Annotated in this window: 20 protein-coding genes; 13 read left to right on the plus strand and 7 right to left on the minus strand. The window is 72.3% G+C overall.

The features are described 5' to 3' along the window. Window positions 1-105: 105 nt before the first annotated feature. A complete protein-coding gene (locus tag ABZU69_RS20535; RefSeq protein ID WP_354965929.1) occupies window positions 106-2,181 on the plus strand; it encodes a maltotransferase domain-containing protein in 2,076 nt (691 codons plus the stop codon). After that, window positions 2,169-4,271, plus strand: coding sequence for a 1,4-alpha-glucan branching protein GlgB (gene glgB / locus ABZU69_RS20540; protein ID WP_354965930.1), 2,103 nt, complete (start codon window positions 2,169-2,171; stop codon window positions 4,269-4,271). Before ABZU69_RS20535 ends, glgB begins: the two co-directional genes overlap by 13 nt. Window positions 4,272-4,273: 2 nt before the next feature. On the opposite strand, the gene ABZU69_RS20545 is transcribed toward glgB, so the two are convergent. Then, the gene (locus tag ABZU69_RS20545) at window positions 4,274-5,314 is read right to left on the minus strand and encodes a phosphatase domain-containing protein (protein WP_354965931.1); all 1,041 of its coding nucleotides are present in this window, start codon (window positions 5,312-5,314) and stop codon (window positions 4,274-4,276) included. 123 nt (window positions 5,315-5,437) lie between these two features. Here ABZU69_RS20545 and ABZU69_RS20550 point away from each other — a divergent pair, with 123 nt between their 5' ends. The 6 genes from ABZU69_RS20550 (at window position 5,438) to ABZU69_RS20575 (ending at window position 11,860) form a co-directional block, all read left to right on the plus strand. Then, on the plus strand, window positions 5,438-7,057 hold the full coding sequence (locus ABZU69_RS20550; RefSeq protein WP_354965932.1) for a hypothetical protein: 1,620 nt from the start codon (window positions 5,438-5,440) through the stop codon (window positions 7,055-7,057). A gap of 112 nt (window positions 7,058-7,169) precedes the next feature. Beyond that, window positions 7,170-7,784, plus strand: coding sequence for an IS607 family transposase (locus ABZU69_RS20555; RefSeq protein ID WP_354965933.1), 615 nt, complete (start codon window positions 7,170-7,172; stop codon window positions 7,782-7,784). A 230-nt stretch (window positions 7,785-8,014) separates the two neighbouring features. Next, entirely contained in the window at window positions 8,015-9,187 is a 1,173-nt protein-coding gene (locus tag ABZU69_RS20560) for a transposase (RefSeq protein ID WP_354965934.1), read from the plus strand. Window positions 9,188-9,203: 16 nt separating this feature from the next. Beyond that, entirely contained in the window at window positions 9,204-10,001 is a 798-nt protein-coding gene (gene yaaA, locus ABZU69_RS20565) for a peroxide stress protein YaaA (RefSeq protein ID WP_354966125.1), read from the plus strand. Window positions 10,002-10,106: 105 nt separating this feature from the next. Beyond that, window positions 10,107-10,823 (plus strand): hypothetical protein, encoded by a 717-nt coding sequence (locus tag ABZU69_RS20570; protein WP_354965935.1) that lies wholly within the window; start codon window positions 10,107-10,109, stop codon window positions 10,821-10,823. A gap of 74 nt (window positions 10,824-10,897) precedes the next feature. Then, complete coding sequence (locus ABZU69_RS20575) at window positions 10,898-11,860, plus strand: TAXI family TRAP transporter solute-binding subunit (protein ID WP_354965936.1); 963 nt, start codon at window positions 10,898-10,900, stop codon at window positions 11,858-11,860. Between the two features lie 11 nt (window positions 11,861-11,871). Here the strand turns inward: ABZU69_RS20575 and ABZU69_RS20580 are convergent, their stop codons facing one another. From ABZU69_RS20580 to ABZU69_RS20590, 3 genes are all read right to left on the minus strand, one after another. After that, entirely contained in the window at window positions 11,872-13,308 is a 1,437-nt protein-coding gene (locus ABZU69_RS20580) for a HAMP domain-containing sensor histidine kinase (protein WP_354965937.1), read from the minus strand. A gap of 9 nt (window positions 13,309-13,317) precedes the next feature. Further along, window positions 13,318-13,974 carry a response regulator transcription factor gene (locus ABZU69_RS20585; protein WP_354965938.1) on the minus strand — a complete coding sequence of 219 codons (657 nt, stop codon included), beginning with the start codon at window positions 13,972-13,974 and terminating at the stop codon, window positions 13,318-13,320. Between the two features lie 87 nt (window positions 13,975-14,061). After that, complete coding sequence (locus tag ABZU69_RS20590) at window positions 14,062-14,373, minus strand: hypothetical protein (RefSeq protein WP_354965939.1); 312 nt, start codon at window positions 14,371-14,373, stop codon at window positions 14,062-14,064. Window positions 14,374-14,474: 101 nt separating this feature from the next. On the opposite strand from ABZU69_RS20590, the gene ABZU69_RS20595 reads away from it, so the two are divergent. After that, complete coding sequence (locus tag ABZU69_RS20595) at window positions 14,475-14,813, plus strand: DUF952 domain-containing protein (protein ID WP_354965940.1); 339 nt, start codon at window positions 14,475-14,477, stop codon at window positions 14,811-14,813. Window positions 14,814-14,975: 162 nt separating this feature from the next. Next, a complete protein-coding gene (locus ABZU69_RS20600; RefSeq protein ID WP_354965941.1) occupies window positions 14,976-15,521 on the plus strand; it encodes an acyltransferase in 546 nt (181 codons plus the stop codon). 64 nt (window positions 15,522-15,585) lie between these two features. Here the strand turns inward: ABZU69_RS20600 and ABZU69_RS20605 are convergent, their stop codons facing one another. After that, a complete protein-coding gene (locus tag ABZU69_RS20605) occupies window positions 15,586-17,328 on the minus strand; it encodes a CDP-glycerol glycerophosphotransferase family protein (RefSeq protein ID WP_354965942.1) in 1,743 nt (580 codons plus the stop codon). A 68-nt stretch (window positions 17,329-17,396) separates the two neighbouring features. Here ABZU69_RS20605 and ABZU69_RS20610 point away from each other — a divergent pair, with 68 nt between their 5' ends. Beyond that, on the plus strand, window positions 17,397-17,519 hold the full coding sequence (locus tag ABZU69_RS20610; protein WP_354965943.1) for a hypothetical protein: 123 nt from the start codon (window positions 17,397-17,399) through the stop codon (window positions 17,517-17,519). Window positions 17,520-17,851: 332 nt separating this feature from the next. Beyond that, on the plus strand, window positions 17,852-19,891 hold the full coding sequence (locus ABZU69_RS20615; RefSeq protein ID WP_354965944.1) for a DUF6541 family protein: 2,040 nt from the start codon (window positions 17,852-17,854) through the stop codon (window positions 19,889-19,891). A gap of 135 nt (window positions 19,892-20,026) precedes the next feature. Here ABZU69_RS20615 and ABZU69_RS20620 read toward each other — a convergent pair whose 3' ends face one another. Both ABZU69_RS20620 and ABZU69_RS20625 read right to left on the minus strand, forming a co-directional pair. After that, entirely contained in the window at window positions 20,027-20,992 is a 966-nt protein-coding gene (locus tag ABZU69_RS20620; RefSeq protein ID WP_354965945.1) for a Gfo/Idh/MocA family oxidoreductase, read from the minus strand. Beyond that, complete coding sequence (locus ABZU69_RS20625) at window positions 20,989-22,089, minus strand: DegT/DnrJ/EryC1/StrS family aminotransferase (RefSeq protein ID WP_354965946.1); 1,101 nt, start codon at window positions 22,087-22,089, stop codon at window positions 20,989-20,991. The genes ABZU69_RS20620 and ABZU69_RS20625 overlap by 4 nt, the downstream gene beginning before the upstream one ends. A 214-nt stretch (window positions 22,090-22,303) precedes the next feature. On the opposite strand from ABZU69_RS20625, the gene ABZU69_RS20630 reads away from it, so the two are divergent. Next, window positions 22,304-23,431 (plus strand): lysylphosphatidylglycerol synthase domain-containing protein, encoded by a 1,128-nt coding sequence (locus ABZU69_RS20630; protein ID WP_354965947.1) that lies wholly within the window; start codon window positions 22,304-22,306, stop codon window positions 23,429-23,431. Window positions 23,432-23,483 lie beyond the last annotated feature (52 nt).

The following is a 23,483-nucleotide window of genomic DNA, read 5'->3' on the forward strand; positions in this document are numbered from 1 at the left end:
TTGCAGTCGGGCATCACCCATGACGCCTGCCCCTCGGTCACGCATAGCTCGCCAACGTCAGTTGCTTGCCGCGCGCGAGAGGATCTCGCACAGTAGGTTGGCGGGGTGACTGGACGGTTCCCGATCGAAGACGTCTCCCCCGCCGTCGCCTGCGGTCGCTACCCGGCCAAGGCAGTGGTCGACGAACCGATCCCGGTGTCGGCCCGCGCCTACCGGGAGGGCCACGACGCCCTCGGCTGCAACGTGGTATGGCTCGGCCCGGACGGTGCGGCGCGGCCGTTCACCCGGATGCGCCCCGGCGAGCCGGGTCAGGACCGCTGGCACGCCACCATCCGCCCGGACACGGTCGGCGCCTGGGTCTTCACCGTCGAGGCGTTCCAGGATCCGTACCTGACCTGGCAGAACGCGGTGACCAAGAAGATGGCCGCCGGGCAGGGGCCGGCCGAGCTGGCCAACGACCTGGCCGAGGGCGCCCGGGTGCTCACCGCCGCCCGCGAGCTGGTGCCGGCCGCCGAGCGGGCCCGGGTCGCCACGGCTCTCACGGCGCTGGTCGACACCGACCTGCCGCTGCCGCAGCGGGTCGACCCTGCGCTGGCCCTGGCCGACCTGCTCTGGGAGCATCCGGTACGGGAGCTGGTCACCGAGGGTGACACGTACTCCCTCTGGGTGGACCGGCAGCGTGCGCTCTTCTCCGCCTGGTACGAGTTCTTCCCGCGCTCGGAGGGAGCGGTGGGGGCGCGCTCTGGCACCTTCGCCACCGCCACGGAGCGGCTGCCGGGCGTCGCGGCGATGGGCTTCGACGTGCTCTACCTGCCGCCGATCCACCCGAACGGCCGGGTCAACCGCAAGGGCCCCAACAACGCGCTCACCGCCGGGCCGGACGACGTGGGCTCGCCGTGGGCGATCGGCGCCGCCGAGGGCGGCCACGACGCCATCCACCCCGACCTGGGTACGCCGGCAGACTTCCGGGCCTTCATCGAGGCCGCGGCGGCCCAGGGCCTGGAGGTGGCGATGGACCTGGCGTTGCAGTGCGCGCCGGACCACCCGTGGGTCAGCGAGCACCCGGAGTGGTTCACCACCCGGGCCGACGGCAGCATCGCGTACGCGGAGAACCCGCCGAAGAAGTACCAGGACATCTACCCGGTGAACTTCGACAACGATCCGGAGGGCATCCGGGCCGAGGTGCTGCGGGTGGTGCTGCACTGGGTCGGCGAGGGTGTCCGGATCTTCCGGGTGGACAACCCGCACACCAAGCCCTTCGACTTCTGGCACTGGCTCATTGCCGAGGTGAAGAAGGTCGACCCGGACGTGCTGTTCCTGGCCGAGGCGTTCACCCGGCCGGCCATCATGCACGGCCTCGGCAAGATCGGCTTCACCCAGTCGTACACCTACTTCACCTGGCGCACGACGGCGGCGGAGATGCGGGAGTACTGCGAGGAACTGCTCGCGGCGGCCGACTACATGCGACCCAACTTCTGGCCCAACACCCCGGACATCCTGCACGAGTCGTTGCAGCACGGCGGCCCGCCGATGTTCAAGATCCGGGCGGTGCTGGCCGCGCTGCTCTCCCCCTCCTGGGGCATGTACGCCGGCTTCGAGCTGTTCGAGCACGTGGCCCGCCGCGGCGCCGAGGAATACCTGGACAACGAGAAGTACGAGCTGCGCCCCCGGGACTGGGCCGGCGCCGAGGCGCAGGGCCGCTCGCTGGCCCCGTTCATCGCCACCCTCAACCGGGTACGCCGGGACAACCGGGCCCTGCACCAGCTGCGCAACCTGCGCTTCCACGAGATCGACAACCCGGCGCTGCTCTGCTGGTCCAAACACGAACCGGAGACCGGCGACACTGTCATCGTGATCTGCTCGTTCGACCCGCGTGCCGTGCAGTGGGGCAACACCACGCTGGACATGCCGTCGCTCGGGTTCGACTGGCACGAGCGGTTCACCGTGCACGACGAGCTCACCGGCACCAGCTACGACTGGGGTCAGCGCAACGCGGTGCGGCTCGACCCGTACCTGCAACCGGCACACGTGCTGACCGTGCGCCGCCCCACCCCGCCCGGCGCACCGGCGCCCGTCGCCACGGTCCCGGCCACGCTCACGGTCGCGGACGTCCCCGCCGACCTCTCCAGCGGCACCGCGCCGACCGCTCCCGCCTCGAAGGACGCCCGATGGACCAGCTGATCACCGGCGTGACGCACGACCCGCACGCGCTGCTCGGCGCGCACCCCGCCGACGGGCGGACCACCATCCGCACGCTGCGCCGGGGCGCGGGCGACGCCGCCGTCCTGGTCGGCGGTGACCGGCACCCGATGAAGCGGGTGCACGACGCGGGCGTGTTCGAGGCGGTGCTGCCCGGCGAGGTCCTCGACTACCGGGTGGAGGTCGACGGGGCGACCCACGACGATCCGTACCGATACCCGCCGACTCTCGGCGAGCTGGACCTGCACCTGATCGGTGAGGGCCGGCACGAGCGGCTGTGGGAGGCGCTCGGCGCCCGGGTCTTCGACGAGGGGGTGGCGTTCACCGTCTGGGCGCCCAACGCCCACGGCGTGCGGGTGGTCGGCGACTTCACCGGCTGGTCGCCGGACGACGGCTGGCCGATGCGCTCGCTCGGCTCCAGCGGGGTGTGGGAGCTGTTCGTCCCCAACGCCCGGGTCGGGGCCCGCTACAAGTACCGGGTCCTCGGCGCCGACGGGCAGTGGCGGGACAAGGCCGACCCCCTCGCGGCGTACGCCGAGGTGCCGCCCGCCACCGCCTCGGTGGTGCACCACTCGACGTACCGGTGGTCCGACGCCGACTGGCTGGCCCGGCGGGCCGAGCGGCAGCCGCACCAGGAGCCGATGAGCGTCTACGAGGTGCACCTCGGCTCGTGGCGGCCCGGGCTGGGCTACCGCGAGCTGGCCGAGCAGCTCACCGCGTACGTCACCGAGCTGGGCTTCACCCACGTGGAGTTCCTGCCGGTGATGGAGCACCCGTTCGGCGGTTCCTGGGGCTACCAGGTGACCGGTTACTACGCACCGACCTCCCGGTTCGGCGACCCGGACGAGTTCCGGCACCTCGTCGACCAGTTGCACGCCGCCGGCGTCGGCGTGATCCTGGACTGGGTGCCCGCGCACTTCCCCAAGGACGAGTGGGCCCTCGCGCGTTTCGACGGCACCCCGCTCTACGAGCACCCCGACCCGCGGCGCGGCGAGCACCCCGACTGGGGCACGTACGTCTTCGACTTCGGCCGCCGCGAGGTCCGCAACTTCCTGGTCGCCAACGCGCTCTACTGGTGCGACCAGTTCCATGTCGACGGGCTCCGGGTGGACGCCGTCGCCTCGATGCTCTACCTGGACTACTCCCGCAAGGACGGCGAGTGGGCCCCCAACCAGTACGGCGGCCGGGAGAACCTGGAGGCCATCGCGTTCATGCAGGAGGTGAACGCGACCGTCTACAAGCACCACGCCGGGGTGGTGCTGATCGCCGAGGAGTCCACCGCCTGGCCGGGCGTCACCCGCGCCACCGCCGAGGGCGGGCTGGGTTTCGGGTTCAAGTGGAACATGGGCTGGATGCACGACACCCTGCTCTACACCTCGAAGGACCCGATCTACCGCCAGCACCACCACCACCAGCTCACCTTCTCCCTGGCGTACGCCTGGAGCGAGAACTACGTCCTGCCGATCAGCCACGACGAGGTGGTGCACGGCAAGGGCTCACTCGCCGGCAAGATGCCCGGCGACACCTGGCAACGGCTGGCCAACGTCCGGGCGCTGCTGGCGTACATGTGGGCGCACCCGGGCAAGCAGCTGCTCTTCATGGGCTCGGAACTGGCCGACGACCGGGAGTGGAGCGAGGAGCGCGGCCTCGACTGGTACCTGCTGCACGACCCGGCCCGGGCCGGCGTGCAGCGCCTGGTCGGCGACCTCAACCGGATCTACCGGGACACCCCGGCGCTCTGGGCGCAGGACACCGAGCCGGCCGGCTTCCGTTGGATCGCCGGCGACGACGTCGCCAACAACACCGTGTCGTTCATCCGGATCGCCCCGGACGGCTCGACGCTGGTCTGCGTGGCGAACTTCTCCGCCCAGCCACTGCACGACTACCGGATCGGCCTGCCGGCCGGCGGCGCCTGGGCCGAGGTGCTCAACACCGACGCGCAGCACTACGGCGGCTCCGGGGTGGGCAACCTGGGCGAGGTGCACGCCGAGGACGTGCCCTGGCACGGCATGGTGGCCTCCGCCGCCCTCCAGATCCCCCCGCTCGGCGTCGTCTGGCTCCGCCAGGGCTAGCGTCAGACCAGGCCGGCGTCGCGTAGCAGCGACCACAGGCCGGCGCCGTCCGGTGCGGAGAGCCACTTCTGCCCCACCGGCCCCGAGGACGGGCGACCCGCCGGCGCCGGCAGGCTACCGGCCAGCACCGACTGGGTCGGGGAGAGCCGGCGGATCGCCACCCCGGCGACGTTCTCCGGGTGGGCGGCGGCGAACTCCCGGTAGATCTCCTGGTCGTGCTGGCCGTCGTCGCCGACCAGCAGCCAGCGCACCTCGGGGAACTCCCGCGCCAGCCGGGCCAGGGTGACCCGCTTGTGCTCCCGGCCACTGCGGAACCAGCGGTCCGCGGTCGGACCCCAGTCGGTGAGCAGCAGCGGCCCGGCCGGGTAGAGGTGCCGGGACAGGAACCGGGTCAGCGTCGGCGCGACGTTCCACGCGCCGGTTGAGAGGTAGAAGACCGGCGCGCCCGGGTGCGCGGTGACCAGCCGCTCGTAGAGCACCGCCATGCCGGGCACGGCGGCCCGGGCGTGCTCGTCGAGCACGAAGGTGTTCCACGCGGCCAGCAGCGGCCGGGGCAACGCGGTCACCATCACCGTGTCGTCGATGTCGGAGAGGATGCCGAACCGGACCTCCGGGTCGAGGATGCGCACCGGCGCGTCGACCGGCTCCGCGTCCGGCACGCTGAGCCGGACCGTGCCCCACCCGGGCGGCAGATCGGCCTCGACGAGCGTGTCGACGAAGCCGCTGCGGTCGGCCCGCGCCTCGCAGCACACCCCACCAGCTTCGATCGTCACCGTGACGTGCTTGGCGGGCAAGGTGGTGAAGCTGCGCCACCCGCGGACCTTGTCCAGCCGGCCCCGCTGGCGGGTGTCGGGACGACCCAGCAGCACCCGGCACATGACCCGCACCCAGCCCGGTGAGCCGTAGCCGGTGTACGCGATGATGTTGACCCGCCAGCCGGTGCGCCGCAGCCGACGCTCCACGAGCTGGTGCACGGCGTCCTCGATCCGCGCGGCCCGGTGCAGGTTCGGAACGGCCAGCTGGCCGGCGGGAGTGGGTGGCACCCGCCAACCCTGCCACACGTGGACGGCCACGGCCATGCGAGCCGACGCCGCGTCCTGCGAACCACAGCGGCCGGCCCGCCGTCCGTGAAACACTCCGGTCGGGACGACGACGGGGGCGTGGTCGTGTCGAATCCAGAGCAGCACCGCGGGCGATGGCGCCCGCGACTCGACCGGCCGGCGCTCGTCGCGCTGCTGTTCGGGCTGGCCGGCGTCGGGTATCGGCTGGTCCTGACGCTCTACACCGTGCCGGTGTCCAACAGCGACGAGGCCACGTTCGGTCTCGCCGCCCTGCACATCGGGCAGGGCAGCGAACGACCGGTCTTCCTCTACGGCCAGCACTACATGGGAATGCTGGAGTCGTACCTCGCCGCTCCCCTGGTCGCGCTGACCGGGCCGAGCTGGCCGGTGCTGCGGCTGCCGATGCTCGCGTTGTACGCCGTCTTCCTCTACCTGATCCACCGGCTGACCCGTCGGCTCTGCGCGCCGTGGTTCGCCGCCTTCGTCGTCGGCCTGCTGGCCCTCGGACCGGAGCGGGTGGTGCGTGACCAGCTCACCGTCGTCGGCGGACGGCCCGAGGTGAAGCCCGCGGTGCTGCTGATGCTGCTGATCACGGTGGGGCTGGCGGCCGGCACGGTTCACCGCCGACGGCTCGCCGTCGCCCTGTTCGGCCTGCTCGTCGGGCTGGCCGCCTGGTCGGACTGGCTGATCCTGCCGTACCTGGCGGTGGCCGGCCTGGCCCTGGTGTGGGCGGTACGGCGGGAGCTTCTCGGCTGGTCCGGCCTGCTGCTGGTGGCGGGCTTCGTGGTCGGGGTGGCGCCGATGATCTACGACAACCTACGAGCGCCCCCGGGTGCGGACTCGCTGTCGGTGTTCCGGGAGGTCAGCACCAAGGCGGGTCCGTTGCCGCCGTGGTCCGAGCGGATCCGGGGCGGCCTGCTGGAGGGGGTGCCGCTGGCGCACGGGCTCTGCCCGGTGGACGGCTGCGGTCGCTGGCAGCAGTGGTTCGGGCTGCTCTATCCGGTGCTGCTGGTGGTCGCCGGGGTGCTCGCGGTGCTCGCGTACCGCCAGGCCGCCCGGGGGTCCCGCGGGGAGCGGGCCCGGCCGGTGGTGCTGCTCGCGCTGGTCGTCGGCGCCGCGTTGACCCTGCTGTCGTACGTGCGCACCCCGCTCGCCGCGACCAGCCCGCTGGACAACGCCCGCTACCTGTCGGTGCTGCAACTGTCCCTGCCGGCGGTGCTCTGGCCGCTCTGGGTGGCCGCCGTCGCCTGCTGGCGGGGCACGGTCGGCGCGCTCGGCCGGCTCACCGGCGCGCTGGCGACCGCCGTGCTGGCCGCGCTGACCGCGACCACGCTGGTGATCACCGTGCTCTTCGTGACCACCGGCGTCGGAGCGTCGCGGACCGAGGAGCGCCATGCCCGGGAGCTGGCCGGCGCGCTGCGTGCCGACGGCCCCCACGAGGTGTACGGGGACTACTGGACCTGCAACCGGCTGATCTTCAACACCGACGAGACGGTGGTCTGCGCTGTGCTCGACGGCGACCTGTCCCCCGGGCAGAACCGCTACCTGCCGTACTGGCGACAGGTCGGCCGGGCCGAACGACCGGGCTATGTGGTGGAGGCCGACTCGCCGATGGACCGGAGGCTGCGCCGGCTGCTCGCCGACCGCCCCGACGCCGCACCGGTCCACGAGGTCGGCGGCTATCGCGTGTACCACCCCGACACCCCGGTCCGGCCCTGGCGGTAGCCGCGGGTCGTACGCTGGCCGGGCCGCCGCGCTGGGCGCCGCCGTACCGCCCGTCGAGAAGCGGTGACTCTAGGCTTGCTCCCTTGGGCAAAGCTGCCTAAAGTTTCTCGTCGTGAGTAGCGTTTACCGGATTGGCGACTTCGCCAAGCGCGTCGGGCGGTCACCGTCGACCGTCCGGCGCTGGGAGGCGGAAGGCAAGATCACTGTCCGCCGCTCCCCGTCTGGTCAGCGCTACTTCGACGAATCCGACGTGGCCGCCGTCCTTGCCCCCGGTTTCGCCCGTGACGACCGCAAGATCGTCGTCTACTGCCGCGTTTCCTCCGCCGGGCAGCGCGCCGACCTCGCCTGCCAGGTCGAAGCCATGGAGGCGTTCTGCCTCGCTCGCGGTTTGGCAGTGGATGAGTGGGTGCGGGAAGTCGGCGGCGGAATGAACCTGACTCGCCCGAAGATGCTCGCCGTCATGGCCGACGTCAAAGCCGGGCGAGTGGCAACTTTGGTCATCGCGCACAAGGACCGGCTTGCCCGGTTCGGCTATGACTACCTTGCTCACGAGGCCGAGACCGCAGGCTGCGAAATCCTCGTCGCCAACCAGGAGTCGCTGTCGCCGCGAGAGGAGATGGTGCAGGACCTGCTGGCTATCGTGCGTACCTTCTCCTGCCGCCTGTATGGCCTGCGGCGCTACGAGAAGCAGCTCAAGGCAGCGGACTTGACCGAGGCGTCGTCGTGAAGACGACCCGAATCGCCTACTCACACCGCCTCAACGCGGGAAAATACCGCGCGCTGGCCGAGCAGGCGCGGCGGCTGGGTCGGGTCCGCGGCGAGGTGTGGCAGCGGTACGGGTCGGCGGGCGGGGCTAGGTTGAAGGACCGGCAGGTTCGCGACCGATGGTTGTCCGAGGGCATCCACCACCGGTTCGGGGTGTTGGCCAACGCGTGGAAGGAAACCGTCCGCGACGCGATGGCCGACATCGCCGCGACCCGCGAATCGGCCAAGGTGCAGGTGCGCCGAGCCATCCGCCACCACACCGGCGACCGGGCAGAGCAGAAACGGCTGTTCAGCCTGCTCAAGGCTGACCGGTGGGCCGACGACCCGTACCTGTCCCGGCAGATGCGCTCACACTGGCGGCGCGGGCACAACCGCACCCACAACCAGATAGTGGTGCGCGCGGACCAGCACCACACCCGGGCTGACAAGGGCGGGCGATTGTGGCTGGCCGTACCCGGTCTCGTTCGGCGCCAGATGGTCCGCATCCCGCTGAACACCACCGTCGTCCCGACGGGCACGCTGCGGCTGATCCTGCGTGATGGCCGGGTGGAGATCCACTACCAGATCGATGCCGCAGGAATGAAGACCTCCCAGCGTCCATCCGGCACGGCGACGCTGGGTGTGGACAAGGGTTACACCGAGGTGCTGACCGATTCCGATGGCAACCACCACGGTGACGGTCTCGGTCATCTGCTGAGCGCCGAATCCGATCGGATCAAGGAACGCAACCGCCGCCGGGCGAAACTGCGCTCGGTCGCCAATACAGCCGCCCGGCGCGGCGACCAGGCGAAGGCTGACCGGATCGCGGCCAACAACCTCGGCACGATTAAGCGTGATCGGCAGGCCGCCCGCCACCAGGCGCGGGTGCGCACGGAGATCTTCACCGCCGTGCACCGGGTAGTGGACAAGGCCGCCGTCGTGGTGGCCGAGGAGCTGACCAAGACGTTCGCCGGGCGCACGCCGCTGGGCAAGAACACCAACCGGCGTCTCGCTGCGTGGACCAAGGGGGTCACCGCGCAGGCGCTGAAGAATGTGTCGGAGCGCAGAGGTTCTGCGCTCGTGCACGTCAACGCCGCCTACACCTCACAAGTCTGTCACCGCTGCGGCTGCTTCGGCCGCCGCGCCGGGGACCGGCTTCACTGCACGTCGTGCGGGGTGGTGTGGCAGGCCGACGTGAACGCCGCGGTCAACGTCCTGCGACGACATGGTGACCCCGACATCACCCTGCACACCCCGCATCGCGCGGTGAGGCAGATCGTGCAGGCACGGGCCGATTGCCACCGGAGCAGACTGCCGCTCCCGGACTCCAGCCCGGCACGCCGGGCGGAGAGCGAATCATCCGACGTGCTCAGCAATGAGCATTGACAAGGAAGCGGACCCGATGTTCATTCTGCTGCCGCCCTCGGAGGGGAAGGCCGACGCCGGCACCGGTCGACGATGGTCCCCGGACCGGCTCGCGCTGCCCGAGCTGAACCCGGCCCGGGAGCGGGTGCTCGACGCGCTCGTGGCGTTGAGCGCCGGGCCGGACGAGGCGGCGGCGCTGGCCGCGCTCGGGCTCACCGAGGGCCAGCGCGGCGAACTGCGCCGCAACGCACGGCTGCGGGTGGCGGCCACCGCGCCGGCCGCGCAGGTCTACACCGGGGTGCTCTACGAGGCGCTGGACCTGGCCTCGTTGCCGGCGGCGGCGCTGCGGACGGCCCGCCGGACGATCCTGATCAGCTCCGGTCTGTGGGGCGCGGTGCGGCTCGCCGACCGGATCCCGCCGTACCGCTGCCCGATCGGCGCCCGCCTGCCCGGTGTGGGGGCGCTGTCGGCGTACTGGCGGCCGGTGCTGGCGCCGGTGCTGTCGGCCGCGGCGGGCTCCGGGCCGGTGCTCGACCTGCGCTCCGGCGCGTACGCGACCACCTGGACGCCGCGCGGGGAGCTTGCCGAGCGGACGGTGACCCTGCGGGTGCTGCACGAGCGGGAGGTCGACGGGGTGCCGGTCCGTTCGGTGGTGAGCCATTTCAACAAGGCGACCAAGGGGCGGTTGGTCCGTGACCTGCTGGTCGCCGGGGCGCGGCCGCGTACCGCCGCGGAGCTGATCGGCACGCTGCGCGACCTGAAGCACACTGTCGTGGAGCAGGCGGCCGCCCCCGGTCGGGCTCGGCAGGTGGATCTGGTGGTCACCGACCTCTAGGCGGGCACCCGCAAGATTTCCTCAAGGCTGGGCGGGACCGGTTCCACAACGGCGGGTCAGGGGCCACGGTAGGGGAACCAAGACTCCGACAAGGGAGCTCCTCCGTTGGCCCGCGAACCCGCCCTGCTCGATCGGCCCCGCTCCCCGGCGACGCCACCCCCGCTGGACTGGCTGACCCTGGGCGACGCGTTCGAGGCCGCCTGCCTGCTGCGCTGCACGCCACGGCCGACCGTCAGGCGGCTGTCGGCGGCGCTCCCGCCGCCCGCGCCGGGAGTGGAGTTCAACCGGGAGGACGCCGCCCAGCGGATGCGGCAGTTGCTCGGCCGACTGGACATCCCGGTGACCCACGAGGTGGCCGTCGGCGGCCTGCGCCGCCGCTACGAGCTGCACCGGCTCTGGGTGCCCCGGGAACACCGTGGGAGGTACGCCCGGGTGCTCGACGCCGGTTGGTGGCAGGGTCGTCGGGAGCTGCTCGGCGGACCGCTGCCCGGTGCCTCGCCGGCACGCCGGCGATGGGTGTCCCGGCTCGCCGCGGCGGCCTGGCGTTCGGCGCTGCTGGCCGGCGGGCGGCATGTCCGCCGGCACATCCTCGGCGTGCGGCTCACCGACCGGGAGCTGGCGGCGGTGCTGATCCGTGGCGCGGCCGTGCTCGACGTGCCGGCCCTGCTCCGTCCCGGCACCGGCTGTTTCCTGGTCAGCGTCGCCGACGGGCCGGACCGGGCACGGATCCTGCGCAGCGCGGCCATGGAACCGGCCCGCACCGCAGCTATGGAGCCGGCCGGCACCGCGGCACCGCAGCCGGAGAGCCGCCCCGCCTGCTGACCCGGGCGCGGCCGGCATCGGCGGCCGGTCGAACGGGCTTGCGCGCACCGGCCCGACGGCGCACAGTGCACCGCGTGAGTCGTACCTCGCCCAGCTGGCCCGGTCGCCGCCGTCCGGGGACGGCGGCGCTGCTGACGCTGCTGCTGGCCGCGACGCTGACCGGGGCGGCCAGCTGCCGGGACGGCCTGGCCGAGCCGCTGCGGATCCGCATCGCCACGGGCAGCCCCACCGCCGTCTACTACGCCTTCGGGCAGTCCCTGGCAGCCATCCTCAACCGGGAGCTGCCCGGCGTGCAGGCCAGCGTCATCGTCACCGCCGCCTCGGCGGAGAACGTCCGGCTGGTCGGCTCCGGCGAGGCCGAGCTGGGCTTCACCCAGGCCGACGTGCTGCCCACCACCACGACGGACAGTCCGACGGTCGACGCGGTCGCCCGGGTCTACGACGACCAACTGCACCTGGTGACCACCGGCGGCGGGCCGGTCCGCACGGTCGCCGACCTGCGCGGGCGGCGGGTCTCCGTCGGCGCGCCCGGATCCGGCACCGAGATCACCGCGACCCGGCTGCTGGAGGTGGCCCAGCTCGCTGACGAGGTACGCCAGGAGCGGCTCGGGCTGGACGACTCGGTGATCGCGCTGCGGGCCGGGCGGATCGACGCCTTCTTCTTCTCCGGCGGGCTGCCGGTGCGGGGCATCAAGGAGCTGGCCGGGCGCAGCGCCACCCGGATCGTGGACCTCGGCGAGTGGACGGAGCCGCTGCGCGCCCGCTACAGCGAGGTCTACGTCTCCCGGGACATTCCCCGCTCGGTGTACGGCGTGGACCCGGTGACCACGGTGGCCAACCCGAACTACCTGATAGTCCAGGCCGCCCTCCCGGAGCGGTTGGTCCGGGAGGTGACCCGGCTGCTGATGGAGCGCCGGGCCGAGCTGGGCGCCGCGCATCCGGCGGCGGGGCGGATGAGCCCCCGCTCGGCGATCGCCACGCCGCCGCTGCCGCTGCACCCCGGGGCCGCCGCCTGGTACCGGGCGGCCAAGCCCTGACACCCGGCCCGCTAACGGGCCAGGGTGGAGCGTAGGTCGACAGCCGGTTCCTCGTCCGGCGACTCCGCCACGGGGACCGGCTGAGGCGTCGGGAACCACAGGCCGGCGACCAGCCCACGCGGCTCCCCCCGGCGCATGGTGAGCCGACCGTCGGAGGCGTCCACCAGCACCGCGGCGATGGTCAGGCCGAGCCCGGCGCCGTCCACGTTCTGCGCGTCCGGTGCCCGCCAGAACCGTTCGGTGGCCTGGCCGAGCTGGCTCTCGGTCATACCCGGACCGGTGTCGCGCACCTCCAGGTTCACCCCGTGGTCGCGGCTGGCCACGGTCACCGTCACCGCCCCACCGGCGCCACTGAACTTCACCGCGTTGTCGATCAACGCGTCCAGTGCCTGGTCGACGGCGGTCGGCACGGTCTGGACGTACGCCGGGGCGTCGGTCGTGACGAGCCGCAGCGCGACCGACCGGTGCCGGGCGAGCGGCGCCCAGAAGGCCACCCGGGACGCGGCCACCGCGGCGGCGTCCACGGTGACCCGCTCGTTCTCCTCACGTTCGGCACGGGCCAGGGTGAGCAGCGCGTCCAGCACCAGGGCCAGCCGGTCGGTCTCCTCCAGGGCCAGCCGGTGCTCGGAGCGCCCGTCCGGGTCGGTCAGGCTGGGGCCGAGCTCCTCCACCCGCAGCCGCAGCGCGGTGAGCGGGTTGCGCAGCTGGTGGCTGGCGTGCGCGACGAACGCCCGCTGCCGGTCCATCACGTCGGACACCACGTCGGCCATGTGATTGAAGCTCGCTGCGAGCCGGCGTAGCTCCGGCGGGCCGAGCCGGTGCAGCACGCGCGCCTTCCGGTCGCCCTCGGCGATCTCGTGGGTGACCGCGTCCAGCTCGGTGACCGGGCGCAGCACCCAGCCGGCCAGGCCGAACGCGGTGAGCACGCAGGCCAGCACCGCGAGCAGGCCGGCCAGGGCGAGCAGCAGCCACCAGGCGGTGACGGTCCGGCGGATCGGGTCGGCCGGGGTCACGATCACCACCGCACCGAGGACCTCGCCGCCGTCGTTGATCGGCACCGCCACCACCACCGCGCCGGCCGTCCACGGCAGGACCGACTCGGGGGCGCTGGTCTGCTGCCCGGACAGCGCGATGTCCAGCGCCGTTCTGGTCCCCGTGGCCGGACGCCAACTCGTCGAGGCGACCACGGTGCCCCGCTCCCGGTCGACGACCGCCGCGCCGATCGCGTACAGCTCGTCGTAGCTGCGCAGCTCCGCCTCGATCGGGCCCGGCCCGCCGCCGCGCAGCACCGGTCCGGCCAGCGAGGCGAACCGGGTGGCGTCGGCGAGCCGGTCGGCGCGTACCCGTTCGGTCTCGCGGCTGGCCAGAGTGGCGGCCAGCGGGGTCTCCAACGCGATGAGGACGAGCACCATCAGCAGCAGATAGCTGATCACCAGTCGACGGCGCACGGCGGCCCCTCACGCATCGCGCAGCCGGTAGCCGACCCCGCGTACGGTCTCGACCAGGCGGGCGTCGCCCAGCTTGCCGCGCAACGACCCGACGTGCACCTCGACGGTGTGCCGGTCGGTCCAGGTGGTGCCCCAGGCGTCGAGCAGGATGCGGTCGCGTGGCACCGCCACCCCGGGCTGACGGGCCAGCGAGAGCAGCACGTCGAACTCCTTGCGGGTCAGCGTGACCTCCCGGCCGTCCACCGTCAACGTCCGGGCGGCGACGTCGATGCGCACCGCGCCGGCCTCGATCAGGTGCCGTTCCGGAGCGGCGTTCGCGGCCCGGCGCAGCACCGCCTCGATGCGGGCCTGCAACTCCACCATCGAGAACGGCTTGACGACGTAGTCGTCAGCGCCGAGGCGAAGGCCGAGCACCCGGTCGCGTTCCTCGCCCCGGGCGGTCACCGCGATGATGCCGAGCTGGCTGCTGCGCCGGCGCAGCTCCCGGCAGAGGTCGGTGCCGTCCCCGTCGGGCAGGGTCAGGTCGAGCAGCACCAGGTCGCACGGGGCGGCGGCGAGCCCGGCGGCGACGGTGGCGGCGTGCTCGACCTCGTACCCGCGGCGGGTGAGGGCGGAGGAGAGCGCGGCGGCAACCCGGCGGTCGTCCTCCACCAGCAGGATCCGCACCCGTGCCCCCGTCCATCGCAGTGTCGTCCTGCGAATGGTGGCAGAAGGTTGCCGCGAGCGGGAGGGCCGCCTCCCCGGGCTACTCGGCTACAAGCCGAAGACGTCGTCGGCGACGGCGTCCCGAACGCCATCCACGAAGCCCCGGAAACCCGGGTCGTCGTGGCGGGCCGGCACGCTGGTGACGTTGACCCCGCTGGCCTGGGTGACCGCGTCGACCAGGGGTGCGTAGTCGATCTCGGCGTCGGTGAAGGCGTCGTCGTCCGCCTCGGCCAGGTTGATCACGTGCTGTACGTCATCGGACGGGGTGTCCGGGTCCTCGGCCCACTCGCCGCCAGCCCGGTAGCACTCGTCGTACAGCGCGCGCTGGGTATCGGTCCAGTCCTCGTCGTAGCTCTCCATCGTCACCCTCCCGCCGCCTGCTCCACCTGAGCATGCCGGGCCGCGACCGGCGTCGGCGGCGGTACGGCCGAAACGCCTGCCGGCCCACGTAGGCTGCCACGGTGATCTACAAGTTGCTGCCGACGGTGGAGTGGGACGACGCCCGGGCGGTCGGCCACCTGGTCGGCTCGGCGGTGGACCGGCAGGATGGCTTCATCCACCTATCCGCCGCCGACCAGGTGGTGGAGACGGCCCGACGACACTTCACCGGCGCCACCGGGCTCACCCTGCTGACCGTGGACCCGGAACGGCTGGGCGACGCGCTGCGCTGGGAGCCCTCGCGGGGCGGCCAGCTCTTTCCCCACCTGTACGGCCCGCTGCCGGTGACCGCGGTGGTGTCGACGCAGACGCTTCCGGCTGATCAGCCGGCCGCCGACGCGGTGGCGGCGCTGCTGGCCTGAGCGGTCGCTATGCTACGCCGAGTCCCGTGCGCCCCGGCCCCACGCTCCGTGCCTGGGCGGGCGTGGCAGCCCCGATCCGCGCGGCCGATGGCCGTCCCGGCGCACGCCGACGCGGGTCACCGACGGCGCCCCGGCGCGCCCTGCGACCATGCGAGTTGAAGGATGACTGACAGCACTTCCCCGTCCCCCTCGGTCTTCGTCCACCCCACCGCCGACGTGGAGGAGGGTGCCCGGATCGGCGACGGCACGAAGGTCTGGCATCTGGCCCACATCCGGTCGTCGGCGGAGGTGGGCGCCGGCTGCGTCATCGGCCGCAACGTGTACGTCGACGCTGGCGTCACGGTCGGCGACCTGGTCAAGATTCAGAACAACGTCTCCGTCTACCAGGGGGTGACCCTGGAGGACGAGGTCTTCGTCGGCCCGTGCGTCGTCTTCACCAACGACTTCCGGCCCCGCGCGCAGAATCCGGACTGGAAGATCACCCCGACCATGGTGCGCCGGGGCGCCTCGATCGGCGCGAACGCGACCCTGGTCTGCGGAATCGAGGTCGGCGAGTACGCGATGATCGCGGCCGGCTCGGTGGTGACCAAGGACGTCGCGCCGTACCAGCTCGTCGCTGGCAACCCGGCCCGTCCCAAGGGCTGGGTCGACGACCGCGGCGAGGTCATCTCCCGGGACGTGGACAACCCGCCGCAGCGGCAGGGCTGAGCCGACGACGAGCGGCGGTGGACGGAACGCATCCGTCCACCGCCGCTCGTGTCGGTCGGGCCGTTCAGCGGCAGAGCCGGGCGATCTCCTCCTGGAACCGGTCCATCGGGTTCTCCTCGGCCGGACCGAGCAGGTAGGTCTTCAGCTCACGCCGGGCCTCGACCATCGGGTCGTCGTCGGCCCGGGTCACGGCGACGATCTTCTCCAGCTCGCCGCAGTCCCGGCAGAGCAGGTACGCCGCCCGGGCGGTCGGGTACTCCCGCCGGAACTCGTCCTCCGGCATGCCGCTCGGGTTGGCCACCACGTACGGCCGTTCGCTCTGCACGAAGTCCGAGACCACACTGGAGACGTCGCTGATCAGCAGGTCAGTCTGGTTGAAACAATCGAACAGCGCCGGCGTCCGGCCGGTGACCACGAGGTGCCGGGTACCGTCCAGCGAGGTCGCGTCGGCGTCACCGCCGGCGCCCCGGATGAGTTCCACCAGCCGCTCGTGCACCGCCTTGGCGTCCTTGGAGCGGGAACCGGTCAGCGGGTGCGGCTTGTAGATGACGCGCACCTCGGGCCTCGTCGCCAGCAGACCCTGGATGATCCGCTCCCCCATCAGCACGAGCGAGGTGTGGTACGGGTCGTCGTCCAGCCACCCCTCCCACGTCGGGGCGTAGAGCACGGTGAAGGGCCGATCGACCGACTCCGCGCCGAAGGTGTGCACGCCGGCGAGCTGCGGGCGCCCGATCTCCACGATGTCGGTGTCGAGCACGCCCACGCCCGCCCGGGCGTACCGCTCGCGACCGGCGAGACCGGCGACCCAGACCTCGTCGTACACCTTGCTGTAGGGGTTGGCGCTGGCCGCCTTGTCGCTGTCGCCGTGCCCGACGAAGACGTGCTTCATGCCCGGCTCGCGGAGCATGTGGATGTTCGCGCCGACGTTCGCCGCGTAGAGCGCCGTGCGTACGCTGCCCAGTTCGAGGTTCATGAAGTCCACCCCGGCCGGCACACAGATCACCGGCAGTCGGGTGTCGGCGAGCTCGGTGAACGCCTCCCGGCTACGCATCAGCACCACCGCGCGCTGCTCCAGCGCCTCGGTCGGAGCGAGCCACATGTTCGCCTGGTAGACGTCCTTGGCCGGACCGGCGAAGTAGAGCGCCACCTCGGGCCGGTGGGTGTCGAGCCAGCGCTGGACGGCGGGCAGCAGCGGGCTCTGCCCGGAGCCCCGGCCGCGCAGCCAGGTCAGCGCGACGATCCCACCGACGACGGCGGCGGCGAGCACCGCCCCCGCTCCCGCGCCCAGCACCGGCGCGACGGTGTCGAGGGCGGCCGCGACCACGGCGGCCGGCGCCAGCACCACGTTGACCAGGGCCAGTCGGTCACCGGCCAGCCAGGCCGCCCACCCCGGCGGACGAGGCGCGGAGCGCATCGGCCCGAGGTCGATGTTGCGGACCAGCGCCGAGACCGGGTTGCGCCGGTCGATCATGGTGGCGAGGGCGCCGGCGAAGACCGAGATCAACCAGACCGCGGCCGGCAGCAGCAGGATCAGGCTGAGCTCCCCCACGCTGGGGCGCACCGTGGCCACCACCAGCAGGACGATCGCGAGGTCCCTGGTGAGCTGGCGGTAGTCCCCGCGCAGGCCGACCTTTTCCAGCAGGGTGTGCGTGGCTGGCGACCAGCGGGCGAGCGCGTACTCGCCGCCGAGGGCGGCCAGCCCGGCTACCGTGAAAACGACGGCCCAGCCGAGCGCACCGGCGACGAGCATCACGACGTAGGCCAGCAGCAGCAGCGCGCCGCGGGCCGCGACTCCCGCCGGTCCCATCAACTTACCGAACAAGGACTAGCTCCCTAAGAGATCGACGACTGACTCCACGGGCCACCACTGGCGCCGTGACGGCCTGGATCCCCCGCTTTGCTGCGATCGTGGGCGTGCCGGGCGTCGCCGGTGAGCCCCTCGCCGAGCCACCATCGGAGGACCGGTCGGCCGAGGCGGCCCACCTGCCCACCCGCTGAACCTGACCCGCGACGACAACCGGCGCTCACGCGGCCCCCCGCTACCGCGCTGGTGTGACCTTAACGCGAAGGAACGCGCCGGTATTGATCGGGTGCCGCAGTGTCAGGCGAAAAGTCCCCCGGGGTCCGGATCGCCGCCCCTCCGGGTCGGCGCGAATCGGCTCCACCTGAGAACGTCGTGAGGGCCGCGGACGGTGTCCGGTCTCGATAGAACCTCGCCGGTCGCCGGTTCCTATACTGGGCCGGCCGCCTGGCCCGAGTGACGGCCGCCCACGGGGTAATCGATCACGGCGGTGTCCGCGGAGAGTTACCGTCCCCAAGGAAGGATCTGCGTGTTCACAACCCTGATCGCCCTCGTCGTGGCCCTTGTGCCCGGGGCGGTGCTCGGCTTCGCCCTGCCCCCGGGGCGCTACCGGTGGGCCGTGTGGGCCGCCGCCCCGGCGACCACCCTCGGTCTGGTCACGGTCGGAATGGCGTGGTTGCCGACGCTGGGCCTGCCCCGGAGCGCCCTGGCGGTGCTCGTCGCGGAGCTGGTGCTGGCCGGTGCCGCGGTCGTCGCGTCCCGCCTGTTCTGGCGAGGGTTGAGCAACGCGGACGAGGAGGGCGGACGGCCGAGTCTCGGCGCACGCTTCCGCCCGCTCCCCTCGGTCCGTCCCCGCTGGGTCGACATGGCCGGTGTCGCCGTCCCGTCGGCGATCACCATCGCCTTCGGCTGGCTGATGCTCGGCCGGCTCGTCGCCCCACCCGGCTGGGACGCCATGAACCACGGCTTCCTGACCCGCCGCATTCTGGACACCGGCAGCGTCATGGTCACGTCGGCGTGCACATCCGGCGTCAACGAGGTGGCGGTCTCCTGCAAGTTCTACCCGTTGGCCGCCGACATCTCCTGGGCCCAGGCTGTCCAGATCACGGGCGGCCACATCAGCACCGCCATGGCGGCCTGGTCCATCATCCTCGGCCCGCTCGCCCTGGTGGCCAGTGTCTACGGCGCCGCTCGCGCGCTCGGCGCCCGGCCGGTCGTCGCCGCCTGCGCCGCGACCGCGCCCGCCTTCATCGGCCCGATGTGGGTTTCCGTGGTCAACGGGCGGATCAACGAGCAGACCGCCCCGGCCATGGCGGGTGCCATCGCCCTGTTGGTCGCACTCGCGCTGCGTGGCCCGCACCCGGTACGGCTGGGGCTGCTGGCCGGGCTCGCCGGTGCCGGCCTGGTCATGACGCACACCTACGACGTCCTGTTCATCGGGGTGCTCACGATCGGCGTGGTGCTGGCGCTCCGCGCGCCGTTCAAGCTGCGTCACGGCGCCACCGCCCTCGGCACCATGGTCGTCGCCGCGCTGCTGCCGCTGCTGCCGCTGCTGGGTGCCCTGCTCGGTGCGAACGGCGAACGAACCTCCAACGAGCCCGCCCTGCCGAACATGTGGGACAAGTCGATCGAGTACTGGGTGACCCACCCCCAGCGCTACGCGCTCTTCGGCTATCCGCTGGTGCCGAGCAAGGACTTCGTCTTCACGATGTCACCGATCAGCGTCGCCGTGGTCATCACAATGGCCTGCCTGCTGGTCTCGCCGTTCTGCCTGCTCATCCCGCGGCTGCGCTGGGCCCGGCCGTGGTTCGTGGCCGGGGCCGTCTTCACCGTCATCGGCATCTGGACCACCAGTTCCGAATCGACCGCCGCGGCCACGCTGGCGGGTCTCTGGTACGGCGTCCGCGAGCGGGTCCGTTCGATGATCTTCCCGGTCTACGGCGTCCTGACGGTGGTCGGTGCGGTCGTCATCGGGATCGCGATCCAGTGGCTCGTGTCGCGGCTGGTGGCCAAGGCCCGTGGCCTGCGCGACTCGGCCGTGCCGGCCGCGGTGGCCGCGACGGTCCTGGTGCTCGCGCTCATCGGGTTGGGCGCCGTGCCGTCGAGCTGGAAGCCACTGCGGACGGCCATGATCAACAGGGCTCCGCTCGGCAATTCCTACGTCCAGACCTACGAATGGCTCAGCGAGAACACCCCACCCGGCAGGACGGTGGCCTACGACCGGCACCGCGAGTTCATGTCCTGGGCGTACGCCGACTACAAAAACCCGCTGCTGTTCGGCATTCCGCCGCTGCCCGGCCTCACCGAAGCGGGCGACGACTACGAGCGCCGCTGGGCCGCCTTCAACTGGCTCGTGGGCAGCGAAGGTGCGGTGCCCGCCGGTTGCGAGGTACGCCGGTTCGGCGTCGAGTACGTCGTCGTCGGCAAGCGCGGCATTCCCGCCGCGACGAAGAACTACAAGCAGGCGTTGCTGGACGCCAGCGACAAGGTCACGCTGGTGCAGAAATTCGGCCGGATCAAGATCTACCAGGTCACCGACGCGGGGCGGGCCTGCGCGTCCGACGGCTGACCGACCGCCCGCGAGCCTGACCCGGCTCGGCGGGCGGTAGTCGAGGGGGAGCGTCCGCCCGCCCGCCGCGCGACGCTCCCCACCGGATACACGAAAGGGCGGGGCGACCGTGGTCGCCCCGCCCTTTACCGTCCGTCAGCGGCCGTTGTCGGCGAAGAGCCGACCCACCACCCGGTGCGCCGGCAGGATCCGCTGCCGCTCGACGTCGGCGTCGGCGGTGCCAGCGACGATGTCCAGGAAGTGGTCCAGCTGGGCGGCGAGCGGCTCGCGGTTCGTGATCAGCTCCGGCACCTCGATGATGCTCTGCTGCCGGTAGCCACGGCCGTCCGGAGTGGCGGCGTCCAGTGAGACGTGCCGGTAGATGGTCACGTCCTTGCGGATCAGGTCGGCCTCAATCAGCCGGTCGACCTCGCTGATCACCAGGGTCCGCACCTTGCGCTGCCCGATCCGGCTCGCCGACACGTTGGCCAGGGCGCCGGTGCCGAACGACAGCACGGTCTCCGCCACGTCCTCCGCCTCGGTGAGCGAGTCGGGGTGGAAGTGGCCGAAGGTCCCGCGTACCGTCGCCGGCTCCTCTCCGCCGAAGGCCTGGATCGCCAGGTCGACGTCGTGGATGAGCAGGTCCCAGGCGACCCCGGTGCGGATCCGCGGCGCGTACGGCGAGTGCCGGGTGGCGGTCAGGTGCAGCGGGCGGTGGACCAGGGCAAGTGCCGTCAGCACCGCAGGGTTGAACCGCTCCAGCAGCCCGCACAGCAGCGGCACCCCGCGCTTCTCGGCGGTCGCCACGATCTCCTCGGTCTCCGCGAGGCTGCCGCAGACCGGCTTTTCGATCAGCAGCGGCTTGTCGGCGGCCAGGACCTGGTCGGCGAGGCCGCGGTGGAACTCGGTGGGAGCGGCGATCACCACCGCGTCGACGTCGGAGAGGTCGTCGGCGTCCGGGGACCAGTCGGCCCCGTACCGCTCGGCGGCCTGCTGGCCGACCGAGCGTCGAGGCTCGATGACCCGGGCCAGCTCGGCCCGGTCGGACTGGGCGACCACCCGGGCGTGCAGCGAACCCATGACCCCGGTGCCGACCAGGGCGAAACGCAGCTTGGCGGTCACGCGCCGACCGCCTTCCGGACGGCCTCGACGACCTGGTCGAGGTCGCTGTCGGTGAGGTGGTGGTGCACCGGCAGGGAGACGCACTGGCGGACCACCCGGTCGGTCACCGGCGCCGGGTCCGCGATCACCCGAGGGTGGTCGCGGTAGCAGTCGTAGTCGTAGACCGTCTTCGGGTAGTAGATGCCGCAGCCCACGCCGCTCTCGGTCAGGCGGGCGATCACCTCGTCGCGGCTCACCGGAGCCTCGTCGGTGACCAGCACCGTGTACTGGTGCCAGACGTGCGACCGGCCGGGCAGCTCGGTCGGCAGGCGCAGCCCGGGGACGTCGGCCAGACCGGCGGAGAGTCGGCCGGCGTTGTCCTTGCGGCGCTTGACGTTCCCGCCGTACGCGGCGATCTGCGGGATGCCCAGCGCGGCCTGCAGGTCGGTGAGGCGGTAGTTGTGCCCGGCCACCTCGTACTGGTAGCGCTGCCGCATGCCCTGGTTGCGCAGCACGCGCAACCGGTCGGCGAGCACCGCGTCGTTGGTGGTGATCATGCCGCCCTCACCGGTGGTGAGGTTCTTGGTGGCGTACAGCGAGAAGGTGCCGAGACCGAAGCTGCCGGCGCCGCGGCCGGAGATGGACGCGCCCAGGGACTGCGCGGTGTCCTCGACCAGGCCCAGGCCGTGCTTCTGGGCCAGCGGGGCGATGGTGTCCATGTCGGCGGGCTGGCCGTACAGGTGCACCGGCATCAGCACCCGGGTGCGCGGGCCGATGGCGTCGGCGAGCGCCGCCGGGTCGACGCAGAAGTCATCCTCGCGAATGTCGGCGAACCGGGCGGTGGCGCCCGCCTCGAGGATGGCGTTGAGGGTCGCGACGAAGGTGAAGGGGCTGGTGACCACCTCGTCGCCGGGCTGCAGGTCGAGCACCTGAAGCGCGGCCACGAGGGCAGTGGTGCCGTTGTTGACGGCGACCGCGTGCTCGACGCCGACCAGCTCGGCGAACTCGCGCTCCAGGCGGGCCACCATGGGCCCCTGCGCGATGACACCCGAGCGGATCACCTCGACCGCCAACCGTTCGGCTTCCTCGTCCAGCTTGACGACGGAAATCGGGATCACAACAGCTCTCCTTGAGGTATGGGGCAGCGTGCAGACCGTAGCAGCGCGGGAGATGCCCGGCACACCTGGACCACCGCGACGCGAATCCCCCCAGCGCCGGACCGGTCCCGACTCGCGGTCAACCTCGGTTCGTGGTACGCGGCACACTGCGCTAGTCTCGGCGAATTGTGCAGGCGACCCGGATGGGTCGGGACAACCAAAGGACAGGACGGCCGTGGCAGAAACCGCGACGCAGGTCGAAACGGTACCCACCCCGGCCACCGGGGCCGCCGCGGCGAAGTCCCGATGGCTCTCACTGGCCGTCCGGGTGGTGGTCATCGTGACGATCGCGGCTGGCATGACCTGGAGCGTCATCAGCCAGTGGCCGCAGGTGCGGCAGACCTGGGTCGACCTCGCGTGGCCCTCGGTGGTGCTCGCCGTGCTGGCGGTGCTGGCCGGCATGTTCGCCAACTCGATGGCCTGGCGGGCCGCCGCGGCGGACCTGGAGCACCGGGTGTCCGTGTCGGCGGCTCTGCGGATCTGCATGGTCGGCCAGCTCGGCAAGTACATCCCGGGCAGCGTCTGGGCCTACGTCCTGCAGATGGAGCTGGGCCGGCGTGCCGGCCTGCCACGAGCTCGGGCCTTCCTGGCCACCCTGATGGCGCTGGGTCTCGGCGTCGTCGCCGCGCTCGGCGTTGGTCTGCTCAGTCTGCCTTCGCTGCTCGACGCGACCGCCGACTCCGGCGCGGAGTACGCCGAGCCGGTCCGGGTCGCGCTCTACATCGTCGCCGTCCTCTTCCCGATCGCGCTGCTCTGCGCCGTTCCGGCCGTGTTGACCCGGCTCATTCAGCTCGTCCTGAAGGTGCTGCGTCGACCGCCGCTGCAGCACCGGCTCACCCTGCCCGGCGTGCTCCGGGTGGTCGGGTGGAGCGCCCTGGGCTACACCCTCTTCGGCGTGCACCTGTGGCTGCTGGCCAACGCGCAGGCCGCCCCGGGCGTTGGTGGCCTGCTGCGCAGCATCGGGTCGTTCGCCATCGCGATGACCGTCGGGATGTTCGCCTTCCTCTCCCCCTCCGGGCTGGGCGTCCGGGAGGCCGTGCTGGTCGCCACCATGGCGCCCTTCCTCGCTGGCGCCGGCGGCATCGGCGCGGCGACCGGGATCGCGCTCGCCTCCCGCCTGATCTTCACCGTGGCCGACCTGCTCGCCGCCGGCATCGCCGCCCTCTCCGGGATGCGGCAGCTGCAGAAGGTGACCGGGGAGAGCACTGCCGACCCGGCGCTCGACGGGGCCGCTGCGGCGGTTCGGGCCGAGCAGGTGCCAGCGCCCCGCTCGGGTGCGGACGCATCGGTCACCACCGGCTGACGTTCCCGCCCGGCCGTAAGACAACCCCTGGACACGTACGTTGAACCGCCGG

The organism is Micromonospora sp. NPDC005206 (genome assembly GCF_040608175.1).
Taxonomy (GTDB): Bacteria; Actinomycetota; Actinomycetes; order Mycobacteriales; family Micromonosporaceae; genus Micromonospora.